This is a genomic window from Paenalcaligenes suwonensis (assembly GCF_011290505.1).
GTDB lineage: Bacteria > Pseudomonadota > Gammaproteobacteria > Burkholderiales > Burkholderiaceae_B > Paenalcaligenes > Paenalcaligenes suwonensis.
The window spans coordinates 134,817-152,888 of sequence record NZ_JAANPV010000008.1 but is presented as its reverse complement, the minus strand read 5'-3'; the positions used below and the strand labels follow the sequence as shown (position 1 = coordinate 152,888).

At 50.8% G+C, this 18,072-nt stretch carries 17 protein-coding genes; 11 read left to right on the top strand and 6 right to left on the bottom strand.

Translation table 11 applies throughout. The annotated features are described in order from the left end of the window. Positions 1-91 precede the first annotated feature (91 nt). The 3 genes from GY634_RS13230 (at position 92) to GY634_RS13220 (ending at position 3,775) form a co-directional block, all read left to right on the top strand. Positions 92-1,693, top strand: a complete 1,602-nt coding sequence (locus tag GY634_RS13230; protein WP_166409203.1) for an ABC-F family ATPase — start codon at positions 92-94, stop codon at positions 1,691-1,693. Positions 1,694-1,703: 10 nt separating this feature from the next. Further along, positions 1,704-2,306, top strand: a complete 603-nt coding sequence (locus GY634_RS13225; RefSeq protein ID WP_166409202.1) for an IMPACT family protein — start codon at positions 1,704-1,706, stop codon at positions 2,304-2,306. A 173-nt stretch (positions 2,307-2,479) separates the two neighbouring features. Next, positions 2,480-3,775: an MFS transporter gene (locus GY634_RS13220; protein WP_166409201.1), complete on the top strand. Its 1,296-nt coding sequence runs from the start codon at positions 2,480-2,482 to the stop codon at positions 3,773-3,775. A 44-nt stretch (positions 3,776-3,819) separates the two neighbouring features. Here GY634_RS13220 and GY634_RS13215 read toward each other — a convergent pair whose 3' ends face one another. Continuing rightward, positions 3,820-4,656 (bottom strand): PA3715 family protein, encoded by an 837-nt coding sequence (locus GY634_RS13215; RefSeq protein ID WP_166409200.1) that lies wholly within the window; start codon positions 4,654-4,656, stop codon positions 3,820-3,822. Between the two features lie 108 nt (positions 4,657-4,764). Next, positions 4,765-5,724 carry an AraC family transcriptional regulator gene (locus GY634_RS13210; protein ID WP_166409199.1) on the bottom strand — a complete coding sequence of 320 codons (960 nt, stop codon included), beginning with the start codon at positions 5,722-5,724 and terminating at the stop codon, positions 4,765-4,767. A 235-nt stretch (positions 5,725-5,959) separates the two neighbouring features. On the opposite strand from GY634_RS13210, the gene GY634_RS13205 reads away from it, so the two are divergent. The 8 genes from GY634_RS13205 to GY634_RS13170 all read left to right on the top strand — a co-directional run bounded on the left by GY634_RS13205 (position 5,960) and on the right by GY634_RS13170 (position 14,180). After that, positions 5,960-7,048, top strand: a complete 1,089-nt coding sequence (locus tag GY634_RS13205) for an LLM class flavin-dependent oxidoreductase (protein WP_166409198.1) — start codon at positions 5,960-5,962, stop codon at positions 7,046-7,048. Between the two features lie 12 nt (positions 7,049-7,060). Further along, the gene (locus GY634_RS13200; RefSeq protein ID WP_166409197.1) at positions 7,061-7,573 is read left to right on the top strand and encodes a flavin reductase family protein; all 513 of its coding nucleotides are present in this window, start codon (positions 7,061-7,063) and stop codon (positions 7,571-7,573) included. Positions 7,574-7,889: 316 nt separating this feature from the next. Further along, positions 7,890-9,074 (top strand): ABC transporter substrate-binding protein, encoded by a 1,185-nt coding sequence (locus tag GY634_RS13195; RefSeq protein WP_166409196.1) that lies wholly within the window; start codon positions 7,890-7,892, stop codon positions 9,072-9,074. 15 nt (positions 9,075-9,089) lie between these two features. Continuing rightward, complete coding sequence (locus GY634_RS13190) at positions 9,090-10,010, top strand: branched-chain amino acid ABC transporter permease (RefSeq protein ID WP_166409195.1); 921 nt, start codon at positions 9,090-9,092, stop codon at positions 10,008-10,010. Between the two features lie 14 nt (positions 10,011-10,024). Next, positions 10,025-11,008, top strand: coding sequence for a branched-chain amino acid ABC transporter permease (locus GY634_RS13185; protein WP_242683708.1), 984 nt, complete (start codon positions 10,025-10,027; stop codon positions 11,006-11,008). After that, positions 11,005-11,769, top strand: coding sequence for an ABC transporter ATP-binding protein (locus tag GY634_RS13180; protein ID WP_166409194.1), 765 nt, complete (start codon positions 11,005-11,007; stop codon positions 11,767-11,769). Before GY634_RS13185 ends, GY634_RS13180 begins: the two co-directional genes overlap by 4 nt. Beyond that, positions 11,766-12,491: an ABC transporter ATP-binding protein gene (locus GY634_RS13175; RefSeq protein WP_166409193.1), complete on the top strand. Its 726-nt coding sequence runs from the start codon at positions 11,766-11,768 to the stop codon at positions 12,489-12,491. Before GY634_RS13180 ends, GY634_RS13175 begins: the two co-directional genes overlap by 4 nt. Before the next feature lie 60 nt (positions 12,492-12,551). After that, positions 12,552-14,180, top strand: coding sequence for an AMP-binding protein (locus GY634_RS13170; RefSeq protein ID WP_166409192.1), 1,629 nt, complete (start codon positions 12,552-12,554; stop codon positions 14,178-14,180). A 70-nt stretch (positions 14,181-14,250) separates the two neighbouring features. Here GY634_RS13170 and GY634_RS13165 read toward each other — a convergent pair whose 3' ends face one another. Genes GY634_RS13165 through dctP form a run of 4 tightly spaced genes read right to left on the bottom strand, consistent with a single transcriptional unit; the run spans position 14,251 to position 18,060 of the window. Continuing rightward, positions 14,251-15,180, bottom strand: a complete 930-nt coding sequence (locus GY634_RS13165; protein WP_166409191.1) for a ketopantoate reductase family protein — start codon at positions 15,178-15,180, stop codon at positions 14,251-14,253. 5 nt (positions 15,181-15,185) lie between these two features. Next, positions 15,186-16,505, bottom strand: coding sequence for a TRAP transporter large permease (locus GY634_RS13160; RefSeq protein WP_166409190.1), 1,320 nt, complete (start codon positions 16,503-16,505; stop codon positions 15,186-15,188). Positions 16,506-16,507: 2 nt separating this feature from the next. Further along, entirely contained in the window at positions 16,508-17,029 is a 522-nt protein-coding gene (locus tag GY634_RS13155; protein WP_166409189.1) for a TRAP transporter small permease, read from the bottom strand. 59 nt (positions 17,030-17,088) lie between these two features. Next, positions 17,089-18,060 (bottom strand): TRAP transporter substrate-binding protein DctP, encoded by a 972-nt coding sequence (gene dctP, locus GY634_RS13150; protein ID WP_166409188.1) that lies wholly within the window; start codon positions 18,058-18,060, stop codon positions 17,089-17,091. Positions 18,061-18,072: the final 12 nt, after the last annotated feature.

Here is an 18,072-nt window from a genome sequence, read left to right as displayed (position 1 = left end):
AGGCGTGTTGGTTAGGGGAGTGTATGGGCTGTGCTTTGTCACAGCCCTTGCTACACTTGAAGGTTTTAGTTTTTAGCGAATTATAAATAGCGTGATCTCCACTGCAAATCTCACCATCCAATTTGGTGCCAAACCTCTTTTTGAAAATGTGAACGTCAAGTTCGGCGGCGGTAACCGTTACGGCTTGATTGGTGCCAACGGTTCCGGCAAATCTACGTTCATGAAAATTATCGGCGGCGATTTAGAAGCCACTTCCGGTAACGTGACGCTGGATCCGGGCCTGCGTATGGGTAAACTGCGTCAGGATCAGTTTGCGTTTGAAGACCAACGCGTGCTGGATGTAGTCTTGATGGGGCACACAGAAATGTGGCGGGTCATGAGTGAGCGTGATGCAATCTACGCGGATCCTGAAGCCACCGAAGAAGACTACTTAAAAGCAGCAGACCTAGAAACACAATTTGCAGAATACGACGGCTATACAGCCGAATCGCGTGCAGGTGAATTGTTGTTGGGCTTGGAAATTCCGGTTGAGCAACACACTATGCTGATGTCGCAAGTTGCGCCTGGCTGGAAGCTGCGTGTGTTGTTGGCTCAGGCATTGTTCTCTAACCCTGATGTATTGCTGCTAGACGAACCTACTAACAACTTGGATATTCACACTATCCGTTGGTTGGAAGACGTGCTGAACAGCTACCAAAGCACCATGATCATCATCAGTCACGACCGTCACTTCCTGAATCAGGTGTGTACGCACATGGCTGACTTGGATTACGGTGAGTTGCGTGTGTACCCTGGCAACTACGATGACTACATGCTGGCCTCTACACAGGCACGTGAGCGTCAACTGAATGCGAACGCCAAAGCCAAAGAACGCATTACTGACTTGCAAGACTTTGTGCGCCGTTTCTCGGCCAACAAATCCAAAGCCAGACAGGCGACAGCACGTATCAAACAGATCGATAAAATTAAGTCTGACACCGTAGAGGTAAAACCTTCTTCACGTCAGAACCCATACATTCGTTTTGAGCAAACCAAGCCGTTGCACCGTTTGGCGGTGAAAACTGAATTGCTTAGCAAATCGTACGACCGTCCTATTGTGAACCGTTTGAATTTGGCCGTAGAGGCGGGTGAACGTATTGCGATTGTGGGCGCAAACGGCGTAGGTAAAACCACCTTGCTGCGCATGCTAGCACAAGACTTGGCAGCCGATTCCGGTACGGTAACTTGGTCTGAAAATGCTGACATTGGCTACATGGCGCAGGACGTATCGGACCAGTTCGACACGGATGCCAACTTGTTTGATTGGTTGAGCGAGTTCCGCAAAGCAGGCGATGACGATCAAGCCATGCGTTCGGTATTGGGACGTTTGTTGTTCTCGGCAGATGAAATCAATAAATCCGTTAACGTACTGTCTGGTGGTGAGAAAAACCGCTTAAGTTTTGGTCGCCTGATGTTGGGCAGACATAACGTGTTGTTGATGGATGAACCAACCAACCACTTGGATATGGAATCCATCGAATCCTTGCAAATGGCGTTGGAAAAATACCCAGGCACGTTGATCGTGGTTTCCCATGACCGTGAGTTCGTGGGTGGCGTGGCCCAACGTATTTTGGAAGTGATGCCTGACGGTAAGATTGAAGACTTCGTGGGTAACTACGACGACTACTTAACCTACCGTGGTTTAGATTCCTAACGGAGTGAGTATGCTGTGCAGTTTGACGGGGGTACATCAGTTTGAAGAAGACATCAAACGTAGCCGCTTTTTGGCTATAGCTGCCCCTGTTAGCACAGTGGAAGATGCTATGCGCTTCTTAGATGCGTATAGTGTTCCAGATGCTACACACAACTGCTGGGCCTACAAAATAGGCAATAACTACCGTTTTAACGACGATGGTGAACCAGGCGGCACAGCAGGCAAACCCATACTGCAAGCCATAGAAGGGCAGCAATGCGACGAGGTAGTCGTGCTGGTGATACGCTGGTTTGGTGGCGTAAAACTGGGCACAGGTGGTTTGGTGAGGGCGTATGGAGGTGTCGCAGCGCAATGCTTGCGATTGGCCGATAAACGCGAAATTATCGCCTTGTCTGAAATAGACTGTAGTTGCAGCTTTAGTGATATGGCATTGGTGCGCTCGCGATTTGAACAGCACGGCGTACAAGTGGTCACTGAAGATTTTGATGCTGAAGGCGTAGTGTGGCGCGTAGCGATTCCCGTAGAAAACGTGCCTGAATTCGAGAACGCGTTTACCAATATGACGCGTGGCCAAGGTCTATTTGAAAAAGTAAAAGCACCTGAAGAACAATAAGAATGACGTCTCATAGGGATAACGGGTAAACCCCTATAATCCAAAAGGTGCAACCTCATTATACTCTCGGTTGTTTTTGTCGCTGATGCTTATGCAGCGACAACGTAGGGCTGTGTTTGTAGAGAAGTGGGCAGCTTCCGTAAACGCCAGCGTATTCAGACCAAGGAGACATAGTGAGTCAACAAAACGAGGCCGCAGTAGCGTCAAAGGTTTCGCATAAACGCGTACTTATCGCGAGTTTAACGGGTAGTTCCATTGAATGGTTTGACTACTTTCTATATGCCACCACCGCAGGGTTGGTATTTAATAAAGTGTTCTTTCCTACCGTTGACCCAGTCGTTGGGTTGATGCTGGCATACCTGTCTTTTGCGCTCACATTTTTTATTCGCCCATTGGGTGGTTTTATTTTTGCGCACATTGGTGACCGTATTGGTCGTAAGCGTACGCTGGTAATTACCTTGTCATTGATGGGAGGTGCAACCGTCATGATTGGTTTGTTGCCAGGCTACGATGACATCGGTATGTTGGCACCAATCTTGCTGATTGTTTTCCGCTTAATTCAAGGCTTGGGGATTGGTGGTGAGTGGGGTGGTGCTTTGCTGCTAGCCTACGAATACGCTCCAAAAAACCGTAAAGGCTTGTACGGTAGTGTGCCGCAAATGGGTGTGACTATTGGTATGTTGCTGGCGACGTTGGCCATGACATTGATGAGCTTGCTGCCCGATGAGGATTTCCTGAAATGGGGCTGGCGTGTTCCATTTATTGCGAGTGCTGGTCTGGTATTGCTGGGCTTGTGGATTCGTAACGGGATTGATGAAACACCGGCCTTCCAAAAAGCCAAAGAAAGCGGCGATATTTCACGTATGCCCATTATGGAAACACTGACCACGCACCGACGTGAAGTGTTGATTGCTATTGGTGCAAAAGTGGTTGAAACAGCCCCGTTTTACATTTTCTCTACCTATGTAGTGAGTTACGCCACAGGTGCATTGGATTTCAACCGCTTTGACGTATTGAACGCGGTAACGATTGCTACTTTAGTGACCACTATCTGCATTCCGTTGATGGGCTTGTGCTCTGACTACGTAGGCCGTAAGCGCTTGTTTATGTTGGGTGCTGTGGCAATGGGTCTGTACGCTTTCCCATACTTCATGATGCTGGATAGCGGTAGCACCACCATGTTGTTGATTGCGACCGTTGTGGGTTTGGGTATTATCTGGGCACCTATTACCGCTGTATTGGGTACTATGTTCTCGGAAATTTTCTCAACACGTGTTCGCTACACCGGTATCACTTTGGGTTACCAGATTGGTGCAGCGTTGGCCGGTGGTACAGCGCCATTGATCGCTACATGGTTGATGGATAAATACGATAACTCGTGGACACCTGTTGCGGTGTACATCGTGCTGACGGCGGTGATTTCGCTGTTTGCGGTGGCAACGGTTAGAGAGCAAAAATCTCAGCAGTAAAAAAAAGGGGCGTAAGCCCCCTTGTTGTATCTAGCAAGTTTTACTTACCACATGCGCATATCCTGCGGCACGCTGTAGCGCTGTCCGTTGTATTGCAAGCGGCTACGTGTGGTGGTGTCTTCTACGACTTGCTCATCGCAATCGCCTTCCTGATCTGCCTTGGCTTCAGAGCTGTTGCTTTTGGTGGTAATCAGAAGATCAGCGCCTCGGTGTTGATTAGGCCTTCCTACAGCTAAGGTACGTGTCAGGCTAGAAAATGTGCCATTGCACATGCCGTCCCACTCACCTGTATGGCGTTCTACTTCCAGATTAAGCAGGATGGGACGCAGTGTAGTGTCTTTAAGATTGAATAAGAACAAGCCTGTTTGATAAAACGGGTTCACGCGCGATGCGCCTCGGCGAGACAGGCGTACACCAAAGGCCAAACGGCCTTCTACCAACCTATATACTGCCGTGTCTATATCTAGCAGACTTAGGCTAATGGCATCGTCGTCAATAAGTCCCTCGATGCGGTATTGGGCAACGGGGTTTAGGTTGTCATGACGTAGTACAGCGACGACGAGATCACCGGAGGCAACGTGGTCACCTTCGTCGGTAAGTAGAGGCAGTGCAACTAACAGGTGTTCGGGTTGTGCTGGCCATTGTCTGCACACCATGGCATAGGGTGACAGCCCTAGGTAGCTATCCGTAGAGATTCTGGCCATAGCATCATCCACAGCAAAGTCAGTCTCGGATACTTTTTGAGCCTGAGGGTACAGCGCACGCAAGATTTGCTCGGCTCGCTCACCACATTCGTTCTGTTTTTCTTGGGCGAGTACCGTCGTTGAGAGTAGTGATGCCGTCAGCGTAGTGACCAGCAGGGAGAGCAGGCGAAGGCGCATAAAGGTTTCCATGGTGCATTGCGCGGGTAGGGCAACGTTGTCGCAATCTTAGCCCAGACTGCCAACCTGTGTTTGACTGCCGTCAAGAAGATGGGGAATGCTAACGCCTTAACGTTGTAAGGTCACCGAGGGCTTCACGCCAAACATCTTTTGATAATCAGCAGAAAATTGCCCTAAATGACAAAACCCTGTTTGCAGTGCTAATTCTGTCACCGTGACCGACTTAGGGTCGGCATCCAGTAGTCGTTGATGTATGTGCTGCAAACGCTGCTGCTTTACATATTGCATGGGGCTTAATCCCACAAAACTTTTAAAGCCGTTGTATAGGCTACTGCTGCTAATATCCGCCGCCGTGGCGATTTGGCTAATGGTAAGCGCTTGTTCTAGGTGCTGTGCGATATAGTCCTTGGCTTTTTTAATGGCGTGTGGGGTGATAGATCCCGTTACCTGCAAAGGTTGATTGTGTGGCCATAAGTCTAGCAAGGTAGCCAAAAAGGTTTCTTCTAAGCGTTGCCTCGCGTCGGGGCGGTCAAACAGTACGCCGTCTGAGGCTTCTGCAAATTGCCATTGCAGCACATGCCATAAGCTATTTCCCGCGTCGTGCTGTAGGGAAAGCAGGGGAGAAAAATGCAGATTGCCCTGTAAGGGTCGTTGGTAATGTTGCTGGAAGAAGTGTTCTAGACTGCGCCTATTAATACGTACAAAGAGCTTGTTGATGGTGTCGGTGTGCTGCATATCAAACTCTTGCTCGGGGTTGATGATGGCAGCAACCGTAAGGCCGTAATCCAGACGTTGGTTATGCAGATGCAATTGTTCTTTGCCGTGCACGGGTAGCTGTAGCAGGTAGAAGTCTTGCAGGGGCTCTGGGGCAATGTGTACGGTGGTGCCGTAACGCAGTCGTCCAAAGCCTAAATGCGTACCCGCGCGATAATACAGTTCGGTATTTAGGGCTTGTTTGGGGTTACGAAGGTGTAGCTGATGGGCGCACAGCACCTGTGCAATATGCGATTGCACTTGCTCTGGGTCTGTAGAGCGTAACTGCTTATGGTGTTGCAGCGCGCTTTGCATAATGGCCACCACCCGTAATTCATGAATTTACTATAGTAGTAAATAGTTTATATATAACCTATTGGTGTATTCACGTAGTGCTGAGCAGTGTGTTGAGTGGTGTGATGCTGCTGGTTTTCCTTAGCGTAATTTTCTGTGTTTTTTAGATAGTACTGAAGTTTCTTGATAGCGGGTGGTGAGTGAGATTCCTAGAATTTCACTCAGTAATAAAGTAAATCGCACACAGGAGACAACCGTGAATCAGAATAGTTTGCTGGAAAGTAAGCATTTTCTACTCGGCACCTTTGCCAGTAATTGCGGTGGCGGGATGACGGTATCTATGTTGCCCGACCGCTGGCAAGCGACGTGGGAAAACAATCTTAAACTCGCCAAGTTGCTAGACGATGCGGGCATAGACTTTATGCTGCCTATCGCCCGTTGGGTGGGCTACCGTGGGGAAACCGATTTTCATGGTTATGTACTAGAAACCGTCACTTGGGCCACCGCGCTGCTGGCACATACAAAAAACATCAACATTTTTGCGACGGTGCATACGGTGGCTAACCACCCGGTAGTGTTGGCAAAGCAAATTGCCACCATGGCACAAATGAGTGGCAATCGCGTGGGGCTAAACATTGTGGCGGGCTGGAATAAGCCTGAATACGATGCACTGGGCTTGGACCTGCCTAATGATCATGAAACACGTTATGGCTACGCTCAAGAATGGTTTGATGTGGTGCGTAAACTGTGGGATCACGAAGGCCGTTTTGATTGGGAAGGCAAATACTTCAACTTGCACCAAGTGCACGGCGACCCGCGCCCCGATTGCCATCCGCCTATTTTTAATGCCGCTGGTTCTGGGCAAGGACGTGATTTTGCGAGTCAGAATGCCGACTTCTTATTTACGCCAGCCATGGAGCTGGAGCGTTCGCGCAAAGAAGTGGCTGAGCTTAAACAAAAAGCTCAAGAAAAAGGTCGTGATGTGGGTGTTATGACGTTTTCGCATGTGATCTGTAGGCCTATCCAAGCCGAGGCGGATGCCGAATGGCAGCGTATGTTGGATAACGCCGATGAAGGGGCGGTAGAAAACTTGGTGAACTTACAGTTTGCGCATGCGCATTCTTTCCCGCACGAGTTACTGGCACAAATACGCGAACGCATGACAGTAGGGCATGGCGGTTTCCCGCTGGTGGGGACTCCCGAGCGCGTGGCTGATTTGATCTGTGCTTTGCATGACGCGGGCTTTAGAGGCACCACATTATCGTTCTTTGATTATGCCAGTGAGTTTCCGTATTTCCGCGATGAAGTATTGCCTCTGCTGCGCGCACGAGGCATACGCCCTTAACCGGAGTGCAGCATGACTATGACGACTATTGTGGATAGCCATAGCTATAAGCAAGGCATGCGACATTTGGCCGGTGCTATTAGTGTGATTACCGCCGACTTTCAAGGCACACGATCGGGTTTGACGGTTACCTCAGTAAGTTCGGTCTCGGTAGAGCCGCCAGAGCTATTGGTGTGCATCAATGGTCAAGCCTCGGCGTGGCCGTTAATTGAACGAAGTGGCCGCTTTGGCGTCAACGTGTTGCAGGCCAATCAAGACAACCTAGCCATGCGTTTTGCGGGAGCGGGTGGGGTGAAGGGTGAGCAGCGCTACGAAGGTGCGCAATGGAGCCAGCATCATGGCGTGTGGTTGCTAGATGAGGCTGCTGCCGCTTTTGCCTGTGAGGTGGAGGAAATTGTGATGTGCCATAGCCATGCTGTTGTAGTGGCACGTGTGCTGCATGTGCAAATAGCACAGGAAAATATGTCTTCGCCTTTATTGTATTGGCAAGGTCAGTTTGGAACCCTGCAAGCTAAGGGTGCGTAATACGCTATTCCAGAAGCTGTAATGGCTGCAAGTTGCCGTTGTTGTCGTGCAGGCATTGCAGTTTTTTTACGGTACCAGTAATCACTAACGATTATTGGTGCCGTTTTTTTTGCCTAAAAAAAGTATTAGGGCTTTCACCAATTACGCATATTTAGTTTAGAAATGAATAATACATAAGTAAACATTGCCAGTGTGACACGCTAGGCTTGGCTCTTTCTAAGAGTAACAGGGCAGGCGGGATTTCTCATCATCGCATCAATTATTGATTCCCACATTGACTGGCCAGTGGTGGAAAAATCAGAATAAGGAGACATCAATGAATACATCAGTTTGGTTGGGCTTTGCTCCGCGCCGTTTAACAGTAGCGCTGTTGGCGGCTGGTGTCAGTATGTCAGCATGGGCAGATGATCCCGTTAAAGTGGGGATCGCACTGGATATTTCCGGCCCTTTTGCCGCCTCAGGTGCTGAAGCACGCGATGGTTTTGATTTGGCGATTGAAAAGCTGGGCAGCACCTTAGGTGGCAAGCCCGCAGAGTTCATCAAAACAGACTATGCCGGTAGCCCCGAGCAGGCAACGCAGTTGGTGAACCGCTATTTGCAGCGTGAAAAAATCGACATGTTTACGGGGCCTATCCCGTCTAATGCAGCGTTGGCGGTAGCCCCTGCGTTATTCCGTGCCAAAGTACCGTTTTTGTCTAGTAACCCCGGCCCTAGCCAGTTTGCCGGCGAGCGTTGCAGTCCTTACTTCTTTGGTCAGTACCAGAACGATACTTACGATGAAGCCGGTGGTAAGTTAGCCAACGAAAAAGGCTACAGCAATGTGGTCATCATTGCGCCTAACTACCCAGCAGGTAAAGACCATTTGAATGGCTTTAAGCGTTTGTACGAAGGTGAAGTTCGCGATGAAATCTACACCAAAGTAGGTCAAATCGATTACGCCGCCGAAATCGCGCAGATTCGTAGCCAAAAACCAGATGCCGTGTTTTTCTTCTTGCCCGGCACCATGGGTATTAACTTTGTGAAGCAGTACGTGGCGGGTGGTTTGCAAGACATTCCAATGATTGCCCCAGGCTTCTCGGCTGACCAAGACATTATTCCAGCGGTGGGCGAAGCCATGCTGGGCGTACAGAACACCGCGCACTGGGCGCATGATCTGCCATTGCCAGCCAATACCGAGTTCGTAGCCGCGTTCCGCGAGAAGTACGACGGCCGTTACCCATCGGTTTATGCGGCGATGGCGTACGACACCATCATGGCGATGGACGCCGCCGTACGTGATGCCGGTGGCGCGCAAGACAAAGATGCGTTGGTGAAAGCCTTAGAAAACCCTAGCTATGCATCGGTGCGTGGTGACTTCACTTACGGCGCTAACCATTACCCCATCCAGAACTACTACGTTCGTGTAGTAGAAAAAGATAGCGACGGCAACTTGACGAACAAGTTGGTAGGTACAGTGCTTGAACAGCACCAAGATGCTTACGTTGCTCAATGCAAGATGTAAGGAAAGGCGGTAAGCATGAACGGGATCTTCATTACTGAGCAATTGCTAAATGGGGTGGGGTTTGGCCTGATGCTGTTTTTGATTGCAGCAGGTCTGACCTTAGTCTTTGGCATTATGGATACCATGAACCTAGCCCACGGCTCGTTGTTCATGGTGGGTGCCTATGTGGCGGCACGTGTGCATGTGGCCAGTGGGTCTATGTGGTTGGCCTTAGCCGTCGCCATCGCTGCCACGGTAGTGGTTGCTTGGGTGCTGGAGTTCCTGATCATGCGGCATTTGTACCGGCGCGATCACCTCGCGCAGGTGCTGGCGACGTTCGGCATTATTTTGCTGGCCGATGACGCGGTAAAAGCCATCTGGGGTGCGGCGCCTATTATGGCGCCCATGCCAGAAGCCTTGTCCATGCCTATAGAACTCATTCCTGGTTTGCCTTACCCAGCCTACCGATTAATGCTGTTAGCAGCGGGGCTGTTAGTGGCGGTAGCGCTGTATGTGCTGGTGAATCACACCCGTATCGGGATGCTGGTACGTGCGGGCGCGTCTAACCGTTCTATGGCTGAGTTCATGGGCGTACGAGTCGGGCACATTTTCTCGTTCGTATTTCTGGTGGGGGCGGCATTAGCGGCGTTGGCCGGTGCTTTGATGGGCCCCATTAGTGCCGTCCAAGTCGGGATGGGCGAATCCATCTTGATCCCTGCCTTGGTCATCATTGTGATTGGTGGCATAGGTTCTGTACGCGGCGCCTTTGTGGCCTCGATGATTGTGGGCTTGGTCGATACATCAGGCCGTGCTTTCTTGCCTCCTATTTTGCGCGAAATTCTCTCTCCTGCCTTGGCCGCGGATTTGGCACCTGCATTGGCTGGTATCGCGATGTACTTGCTGATGGCGATTGTGCTGACATTTAAACCTGCAGGGCTGTTCCCTGCACGTGCCTGAGTGGAGACTACAACATGACTATTGCCATGACTTCAGAACAGGCTCAACCCGCTCAGCGTTCCAGCACGGCTGGGAAGCTCTTTCCATGGCTAGTGTTTGCGGTATTAGCAGCGCTACCGTGGTTGCTACAGGCGCTAGAGCTGGACTATTACATTGGCTTTGTGAACCGCTTGCTCATCATGATGATGGCGGTGACTAGCTTGAACTTCATTTTAGGTTACGGTGGTTTGGTGGCCTTGGGACATGCGGGCTTTATCGGCGTGGGGGCTTACACCGTCGTCGCTTGCGTAGAAGCCGGTTACAGCTCGGCATGGGCTGCATGGCTGATGGCACTGGCCGTGTCAGGTGTGGCTGCGTTATTGATTGGCCTGGTGGCGCTACGTACCCGTGGCGTGTACTTCATCATGATTACACTGGCTTTTGCGGAGATGCTGCATTACCTCGCCATGTCGCTGCGTATTTTTGGCGGAGATGACGGCTACAGCATTTATACCCCGCTTTCCATGGGCGGCTGGTTAGACGACATGTCGTACGGCTTTTATGGTGTGGTGTTGGTGATTGCTGCCGTGGTGTTTGCGCTAAATAGCCGTTTAGAGGTTTCTAAGTATGGCTATGCCTTAAAAGGTACCCGCGATAACGAAACCCGTATGGGCGCACTGGGTTTTCCTGTGTTCAGACTGCGTTTGGTGGCCTTTGTGGGGGCGGGTGCCGTAGCTGGCTTGTGCGGCGGCTTGCTCGCCAGCAACGACGGTTTTGTTAGTCCTTCGCTCATGCTGTGGACGCACTCGGCGGTATTGATTGTGATGGTGGTGATTGGTGGCGTAGGTAACCGCTGGGGCGGTGTGATTGGTGCTGGCGTGTGGTTGGTACTGGAAGAAGTGCTGCGCATGTACACCGATTACTGGCACTGGCCTATGGGCTTATTGCTGTTGTTTGTGGTCTTTGTGGCGCCTAAAGGTATTGCTGCATGGTTTGAAACAAAGGGGAAAACAGCATGAGTTTGTTTAAAACCGAAGGAGTAGTGAAACGCTTTGGCGGTTTGCTGGCCACAGACAATGTGTCACTAACCGTTGAAAAAGGCGAAATCCATGCGTTGATTGGGCCTAACGGTGCGGGTAAATCTACCTTGGTTAACCTGATCTCTGGCTTGATTCCTGCCGATCAGGGCCGCACGGTACTCGATGGCAAAGACATTACGGGCATGCCTTCGCACTTACGCGTACGTGCTGGGATGGCACGTTGCTTTCAGGTGACCAATATCTTCAGGCAAGACACAGTACTGAACAACTTGATGCTAGCCGTGCAGGCGCATTCAGGCACCAGCTTTAGGTTTTTGTCGCGTCGCTCTAATGAGCTTTTGCTGCAAGAGCATGCCGAGCAATTGGCCGCTAAGTTAGACCTTACTCAGCACTTGCACCGTATTGCTGGCACTTTGCCGCATGGCGTACAGCGTAAGTTAGATGTGGCGTTAGCCTTGGCATCACGCCCTAAATTGCTGTTGTTGGACGAACCCATGGCGGGTATGGGGCCAGAAGACTCCCTGCAAATGGTGGGCATTATTCGCGAACTGCGTAAAGAAACCACCATCTTGCTAATTGAACACGACATGGATGCGGTATTCCAGTTGGCCGACCGTATTTCTGTGCTGGTGTACGGCCGCATACTGACGTCCGGCACGGCTGACGAAATACGTAATCACCCGCAAGTACAAGAAGTGTATTTGGGTACCGAAGACGATGCAGTGGAGGCAATGGTATGAGTAGCACCAATACTGGGACCTTACTGTCCTGCAAAAATGTAGAAGCGGGTTATGGCGCAAGCCAAGTGTTGTTTGGCGTAGGGCTGGAGATACGTGAAGGCGAGGTAGTGACCTTGCTAGGACGTAATGGCATGGGTAAAAGCACCACCATCAAAACCATTATTGGTGCATTAAAACCTAAGGGCGGGGAGATCCACTTTGCGGGTGAAAAACTCAATGGCCTTAAAGCGGATTCCATTGCGCGGCGTGGTATTGCCATCGTGCCAGAAGGGCGCATGTGTTTTCCAAACCTCACGGTAGAAGAACACTTAATTGCTTTTGCCGATAATCGCAGTGGCCAGCAAGACCGCTGGACCTTAGACCGTATCTACTCGATTTTTCCTAGGCTTAAAGAGCGCTACCGCAACTTGGGTAGCCAATTATCAGGTGGTGAGCAGCAATTGCTGGCCATTGGTAGAGCCTTGTCTACCAACCCCAAACTGTTGATCTTGGACGAAGCTACCGAAGGCTTGGCGCCTTTGGTGCGCGAAGAAATTTGGCGTTGTTTGGATATGTTGCGCGAAGCAGGCCAGACCATTCTGGTTGTAGATAAATATGTACAGCGATTAATTAGGCTGGCGGACCGACATGTGATCCTAGAAAAAGGACATGTGGCGTGGGAGGGTTCGTCGGCAGAACTGGATAGCGATCGCAGTCTTTGGAAAACGTACCTGGGAGTATAAGCCGGGACGTTTGCAGGGCAGTGCGGTGCTAAGACGACAAAAATAAGCAGGAGGAGACCTATGTACAGTGCACACCAAGATACTTTTGCCCGCGATAACCTACCACCACGAGAATGGTGGCCAGAGTTACTGTTTGATTTGCCAGAGTATCAATTTCCGGAAAAACTGAACTGCGCCACAGAGTTATTGGATAAGCATGTAGCCGAAGGAAGAGGCGACAGAGTATGTATACGCGCCGAAGGTTTGACGTGGACGTACGCCGATTTACAAGAGAAAGCCAACCGCATCGCGAACGTGCTGGTGCAAAACATGGGCTTGGTGCCCGGTAATCGTGTGTTGCTGCGTTCCGCCAATAACCCTATGTTAGTCGCGTGCTGGTTTGCGGTGATGAAGGCGGGCGGTATTGCCGTCACCACCATGCCATTGTTGCGTGTGAAAGAACTCACGCCAGTTGTGTCGGTATCGCAATCTACCTTTGCATTGTGCGATGCGGCGTTAGCGGAAGCTTTGCTAGAAGCGCAAGAGCAAGAGCAAGAGCCAGTGCTACAACATGTTTTGTTCTACAACACTGATGCGGCGGATGGTCTAGAAGCATTGATGGCACAGGTGTCGCCACAGTTTGAAAACGTAGACACGGCAGCGGAAGATAACTGCTTGTTTGGCTTCACGTCGGGCACTACCGGTATTCCTAAAGCCACCATGCATTTTCATCGTGATGTGATGGCGATTTGTAATGGCTGGGCCAAGCATATTTTGAAGCCCGTGGCGGATGATGTGTTCATTGGTAGCCCGCCGTTAGCTTTTACCTTCGGCTTGGGTGGTTTGGTGCTGTTTCCCATGAGTGTGGGGGCAAGCACGGTGCTGCTGGAAAAAAGTACCCCTGAACCGTTGCTGGCGGCAGTACAAGAGTTTGGTGCCACGATTTTGTTTACGGCACCTACGGCTTACCGCGTGCTAGCAGGGCATGGTGATGTGCTACGAAACGGCACATTGCGTAAGTGTGTGTCGGCTGGGGAATCTTTGCCTGTGGCTACTCGCACAGCATGGCGTGACGCCACCGGTATAGAGCTTATAGACGGTATTGGTGCCACCGAGATGCTGCATATTTTTATCTCGCACGATGAAAGCAATGTACGCCCTGGTGCAACAGGTAAGCCGGTTCCGGGCTATAAAGCTGCCGTATTGGACGATAACGGTAATGAAGTGCCGCCGGGTACCGTAGGTCGTTTGGCGGTTAAAGGCCCGGTGGGTTGCCGTTACTTGGCAGATGACCGTCAAAAAGTGTATGTGCAAAATGGCTGGAACGTGACGGGCGATGCGTACGTCATGGATAAAGATGGTTATTTCTACTACCAGTCGCGTACAGACGATTTGATCATTTCAGCAGGCTACAACATTGCGGCCATCGAGGTAGAGGAAGTGCTATTGATGCACCCAGCCGTAGCGGAATGTGCCGTAGTGGGGGTAGCCGACGAATTACGTGGCCAAGTGGTAAAAGCCTTTGTGGTGCTGCGGGCTGGTCACGAGACTGGTGAGGCGATGGTGAAAGCGCTGCAAGACTTTGCTAAGCAAAATGCCGTGCCCTATAAATACCCACGTCAGGTGGTGTTTGTAGAAACCTTGCCACGTACGTCTACGGGTAAGTTGCAACGTTTTAGACTGCATACCGAAGCAGAAACCGTGTCCTAATACGGCAGTAAGTACCATGCAAACGGCCCATGATGTTTCATGGGCCGTTTGCATGGTAGTGCAATACAGGTTACGCAGTAGGGTAATGCTGTTGCAAGCTGCGCACCAAATTAGCGGTGCATTCGGTAAAGGGTGTGGCTACGCGCAGCGCTTTGCCATGCCTGACGATGGCACCGTTAATGGCTTCGATTTCAGTAGGTTTACGGTTACGTATATCAATCGCCATAGAAGGGACGTGGTCACGTGTGCGTTCGGCTACATGCAGCACATGCTGTAGAGCATTGTCCCTAGATATGGCTAAGCCCTTGGCGTGAGCGACATCGGCGGTTTCATAGACTATGTGCTCAAGCAACTGACGAGACTCAGGGAGGTCTACCACTTGGCCTACGGGTTGCTGCAGTATGCCGCACAAACTGTTTAGTGACGCATTAACCAGCAACTTCATCCAAATATCGTGTTCTACATTGGCGGAAATGGTGGTGTTTAGGCCGGCTTGGTTCATCAATTCGCACAAGCGTTTTAACGCAGGGCTGGGTTGATGATTTAACGGCCACATAGCCGTGTTCAGGCTTAAATCACAGGTAACGTGTATGTGGCCAGGTTCTACCAAGTCGCTGGTGAGAGTGCTGAAACCATACACGATTTGTGCAGGGTCTAGCACTTGCTGCATTAACTCGGTATTGCCTAAGCCGTTTTGCAAACTGACCACTAGCGTGCTGGGGGTGATGGCCTTTTTCAGGCCATCTAGCAGTGCTTGTTGGGTATAGGGATGCTTTACAAACAAAATGACCGCATCCATAGCCTCTAAGTCGTCGGCAGTAGAGACCGCGCGCATGTGAATGGTGTCGGTGCGGTCAGGGTAGGACACCAACAAACCGCGTCGGTTAATCACATCCACATGTGGGGTATTCAGGTCGTACAAAACGGGCTGGCTAACTTTGCTCAGCAGGCTGCCAAACAGACTGCCCATGGCTCCTGCTCCGATAATGGCTATTTTCATAGGGATCACTTAATCAAATTGGGCAGGCCCACCGCAATCACGGGGATGAAAAATACCGCCACTAATACCGCGAGCTCAATGGTAATAAAGGGTACGGCAGCTCTATAAATTTGTGGCAGTCGTATCGCGGGGGGAACCACGCTTTGCATCACGATCAGCAATAAGCCGAAGGGGGGCGTGAGCAAGCCTATTTCCAGCGCAATAAGCATCATTACACCCAGCCATACCGTATCAATATTGGCGGCCAGTGCAAGGGGCATGAAAAAGGGCAGGGTGATCATCATCATGCTGATTTGATCCAGCACCATACCCATAATCAGCAGTACCAAGAGCATGCAGATAATCAGCATCGCCGGAGACAAGTCTAAGCCGCGTATTAGGTTTAAAAAGCCTGTGCTCGCACCCGAGAAGCTGAGCAATTGGGCAAAGGTGGTAGAGGCCGCCAGAATAAACAGAATCACTACTGACACTTTGGCGGTTTCAATTAAGCTTTTCCATAAGGCTTGCAGGCTGAAAACGCGGTAGGCAAAGGTCGCGATTACCGACGCTAATACCCCAATGGCAGCAGACTCGGTGGGGGATGCCCAACCTATAAGCATAGAGCCCACTACCGCGACGAAAATCGCCAAAAGTGGCAGCACGTTTTTGCAGAAAGGCCCCCATTTTTGCCAACCGCTTAAGCCAGAGTCGTCTTGTTCGCTAACGGGAGCGTCTTGCGGACGCATAATGCTGCGAATCACTACATAGCCTAAAAAGCCTACGGCCATCAAAATACCAGGCAAGATGCCGCCTATCAGCAAGCGTTCAATAGAGATGCCTGCCAAGCTACCCATCATGACAGCTAAGGCAGACGGCGGGATAAGCATGGCAATACCACCTACGGCCATGATGGGGCCCATGGACATAGTAGGGTGGTAACCGCGTCGCATCATTTCAGGCATCATCATGCCGCCCATCATGGCCGTATTAGCAATAGATGAACCAGATAGCGTAGCGAAGGTAGTGCCCCCTAAAATACTGACGATAGACAGTTTTCCGGGTACGCGAGAAATGGCTTTTTCAATGGCATCAATCGCTCTAAAGGCTAATCCCGTGTGAAATAACACTTCTCCCATCAGCACAAATAAGGGAATAGGGGTTAAGGAGAAACTAATCAGTGACGAGTTGGTGTTGCGTACCCATTGGCCTAAGCCCATTTCGCCGCCCAAAAACACCCATGCACCAATTAAGTTAACGGCCAAAAAGGCAAATACCACAGGCATGCCTATAGCCATGAAGAAAAAGAGGGAACCTAGCATCAGTCCCAACGCGAGTGGCCAGTCCATGATTAGTTTCCTTGCTGACGTAGTGGGTGAATAGACTGGTACAAGCGACGGCAGAACTCAATGGTTAGTAGCGTACTGGCCGCGAGTAAAGGTAGGTTTAACCACCATTCTGGAAACACCAGTTCTTTAAAGACCAATGTGCCGTTGGTGGCGTTGTCCATGGCAATGACGTAGGACTGCCAGGTCAGTGTGGCACAAACTACAATGCCTAGGAGGTTGCACAGCACCTCAAGTTGGCGGGCAATGCTGGTGGGGAGTTTGTTAACGATCACATCCACACGTATGTGGCCGTTGTGATACAAGAGCCAAGGCGCACCAGCAAAGGTGGCAATCATAAGCATGTACTCAGACAGCTCTACGCTGGAGGGAATCCAGTCGTAGCCCAAGTTACGCAAGATCACATCAAAGCCAATCAGTAGGCTCATGAGTCCGAAGATAATGGCGGCAAGAGCTCCGCAGGCCGTCATGATGAATTTATAGCCGTGCACAAGCACGCCTACACTAGAAGTAGAGGCTGTTTTCATAATGGCTAGGAAAAAGAGTGCGCCAGCCCCGCGCAGGGGCAGGTCTGGCTAGGAAGGCATTACGGCACGTCGTCGCCGAACAGTTCTTGCAAGGCGGCTGCATGCGCTGGACTGGATTTGGCGATGCCATCCCAACCCGCTTTATAAGCAATAGCGCGTAGCTCTTGGCCAGCTTCATCCGATAAGGTGATGGTTTCTACACCGGCTTCGGCTTGGCGTGCTTTTTCTTGTTCAGCACGTTGTAGGTCTTCTTGATTTAAGGACTCTACCCATTCGATTTTTTCTTGTAGGAAGGCTTTTTGGGCATCATCTAGCTTGTTCCAGCTATTTTTGTTCATGAACAAGCTCACTTCCACGTTGTAGAAGCCGGGATCAATACGGTATTTGGTTTTTTCTTGCCAGCCTAAATCCAGCACCCCTACCGATGGCCAGCCGTAGCCATCTACCACGCCACGCTCAAGCGCGGTGTAGACCTCACCCGGTGGCACTTGTAGCGCAGAAGCCCCTAGCGCTTGGAAAAAAGCCAAGTATGTAGGGACGCTACGCAGCTTCATTTTCTTCAAATCGCTGGCTTGGCTAACTGGCTTGTTAGTGTAGATGTGGTATTGCAAGCCGTCCGTAACACGGGCCAACCACAGCATGTTGGCTTTGTCTTGGTGCAGCTTGTCCATGAGCGCATGGCCGCCATTGGCGCGTAGCTCTTGAATAGAGCGGTCCGTGAGCGTCATGGCCAAGGCTTCAGGTACCAAGTTGGCGTGAAACACGGCAGAGCTATTGGCCAGATCCACCACACCTGCACGCACCGCATTGCCTACTTCAAAGGTAGGTACCGCTTCGGGGCCACCTAAAAATTGGATTTGTACTAAGCCCTTACCGTCCTCGTTCACCTTATCGACAAAGACTTTAAAGCGGTCGGTGAAGAAGGTATCGGTGTTAAAGGCACTGACGGCCTTTAGTGTGACTTCTTCAGCATGAACGCTAAAGAAACTACACGACAGTAGGGCGGCACCCAATAGTGTGCGTTTGATCATGATGGTTGTCTC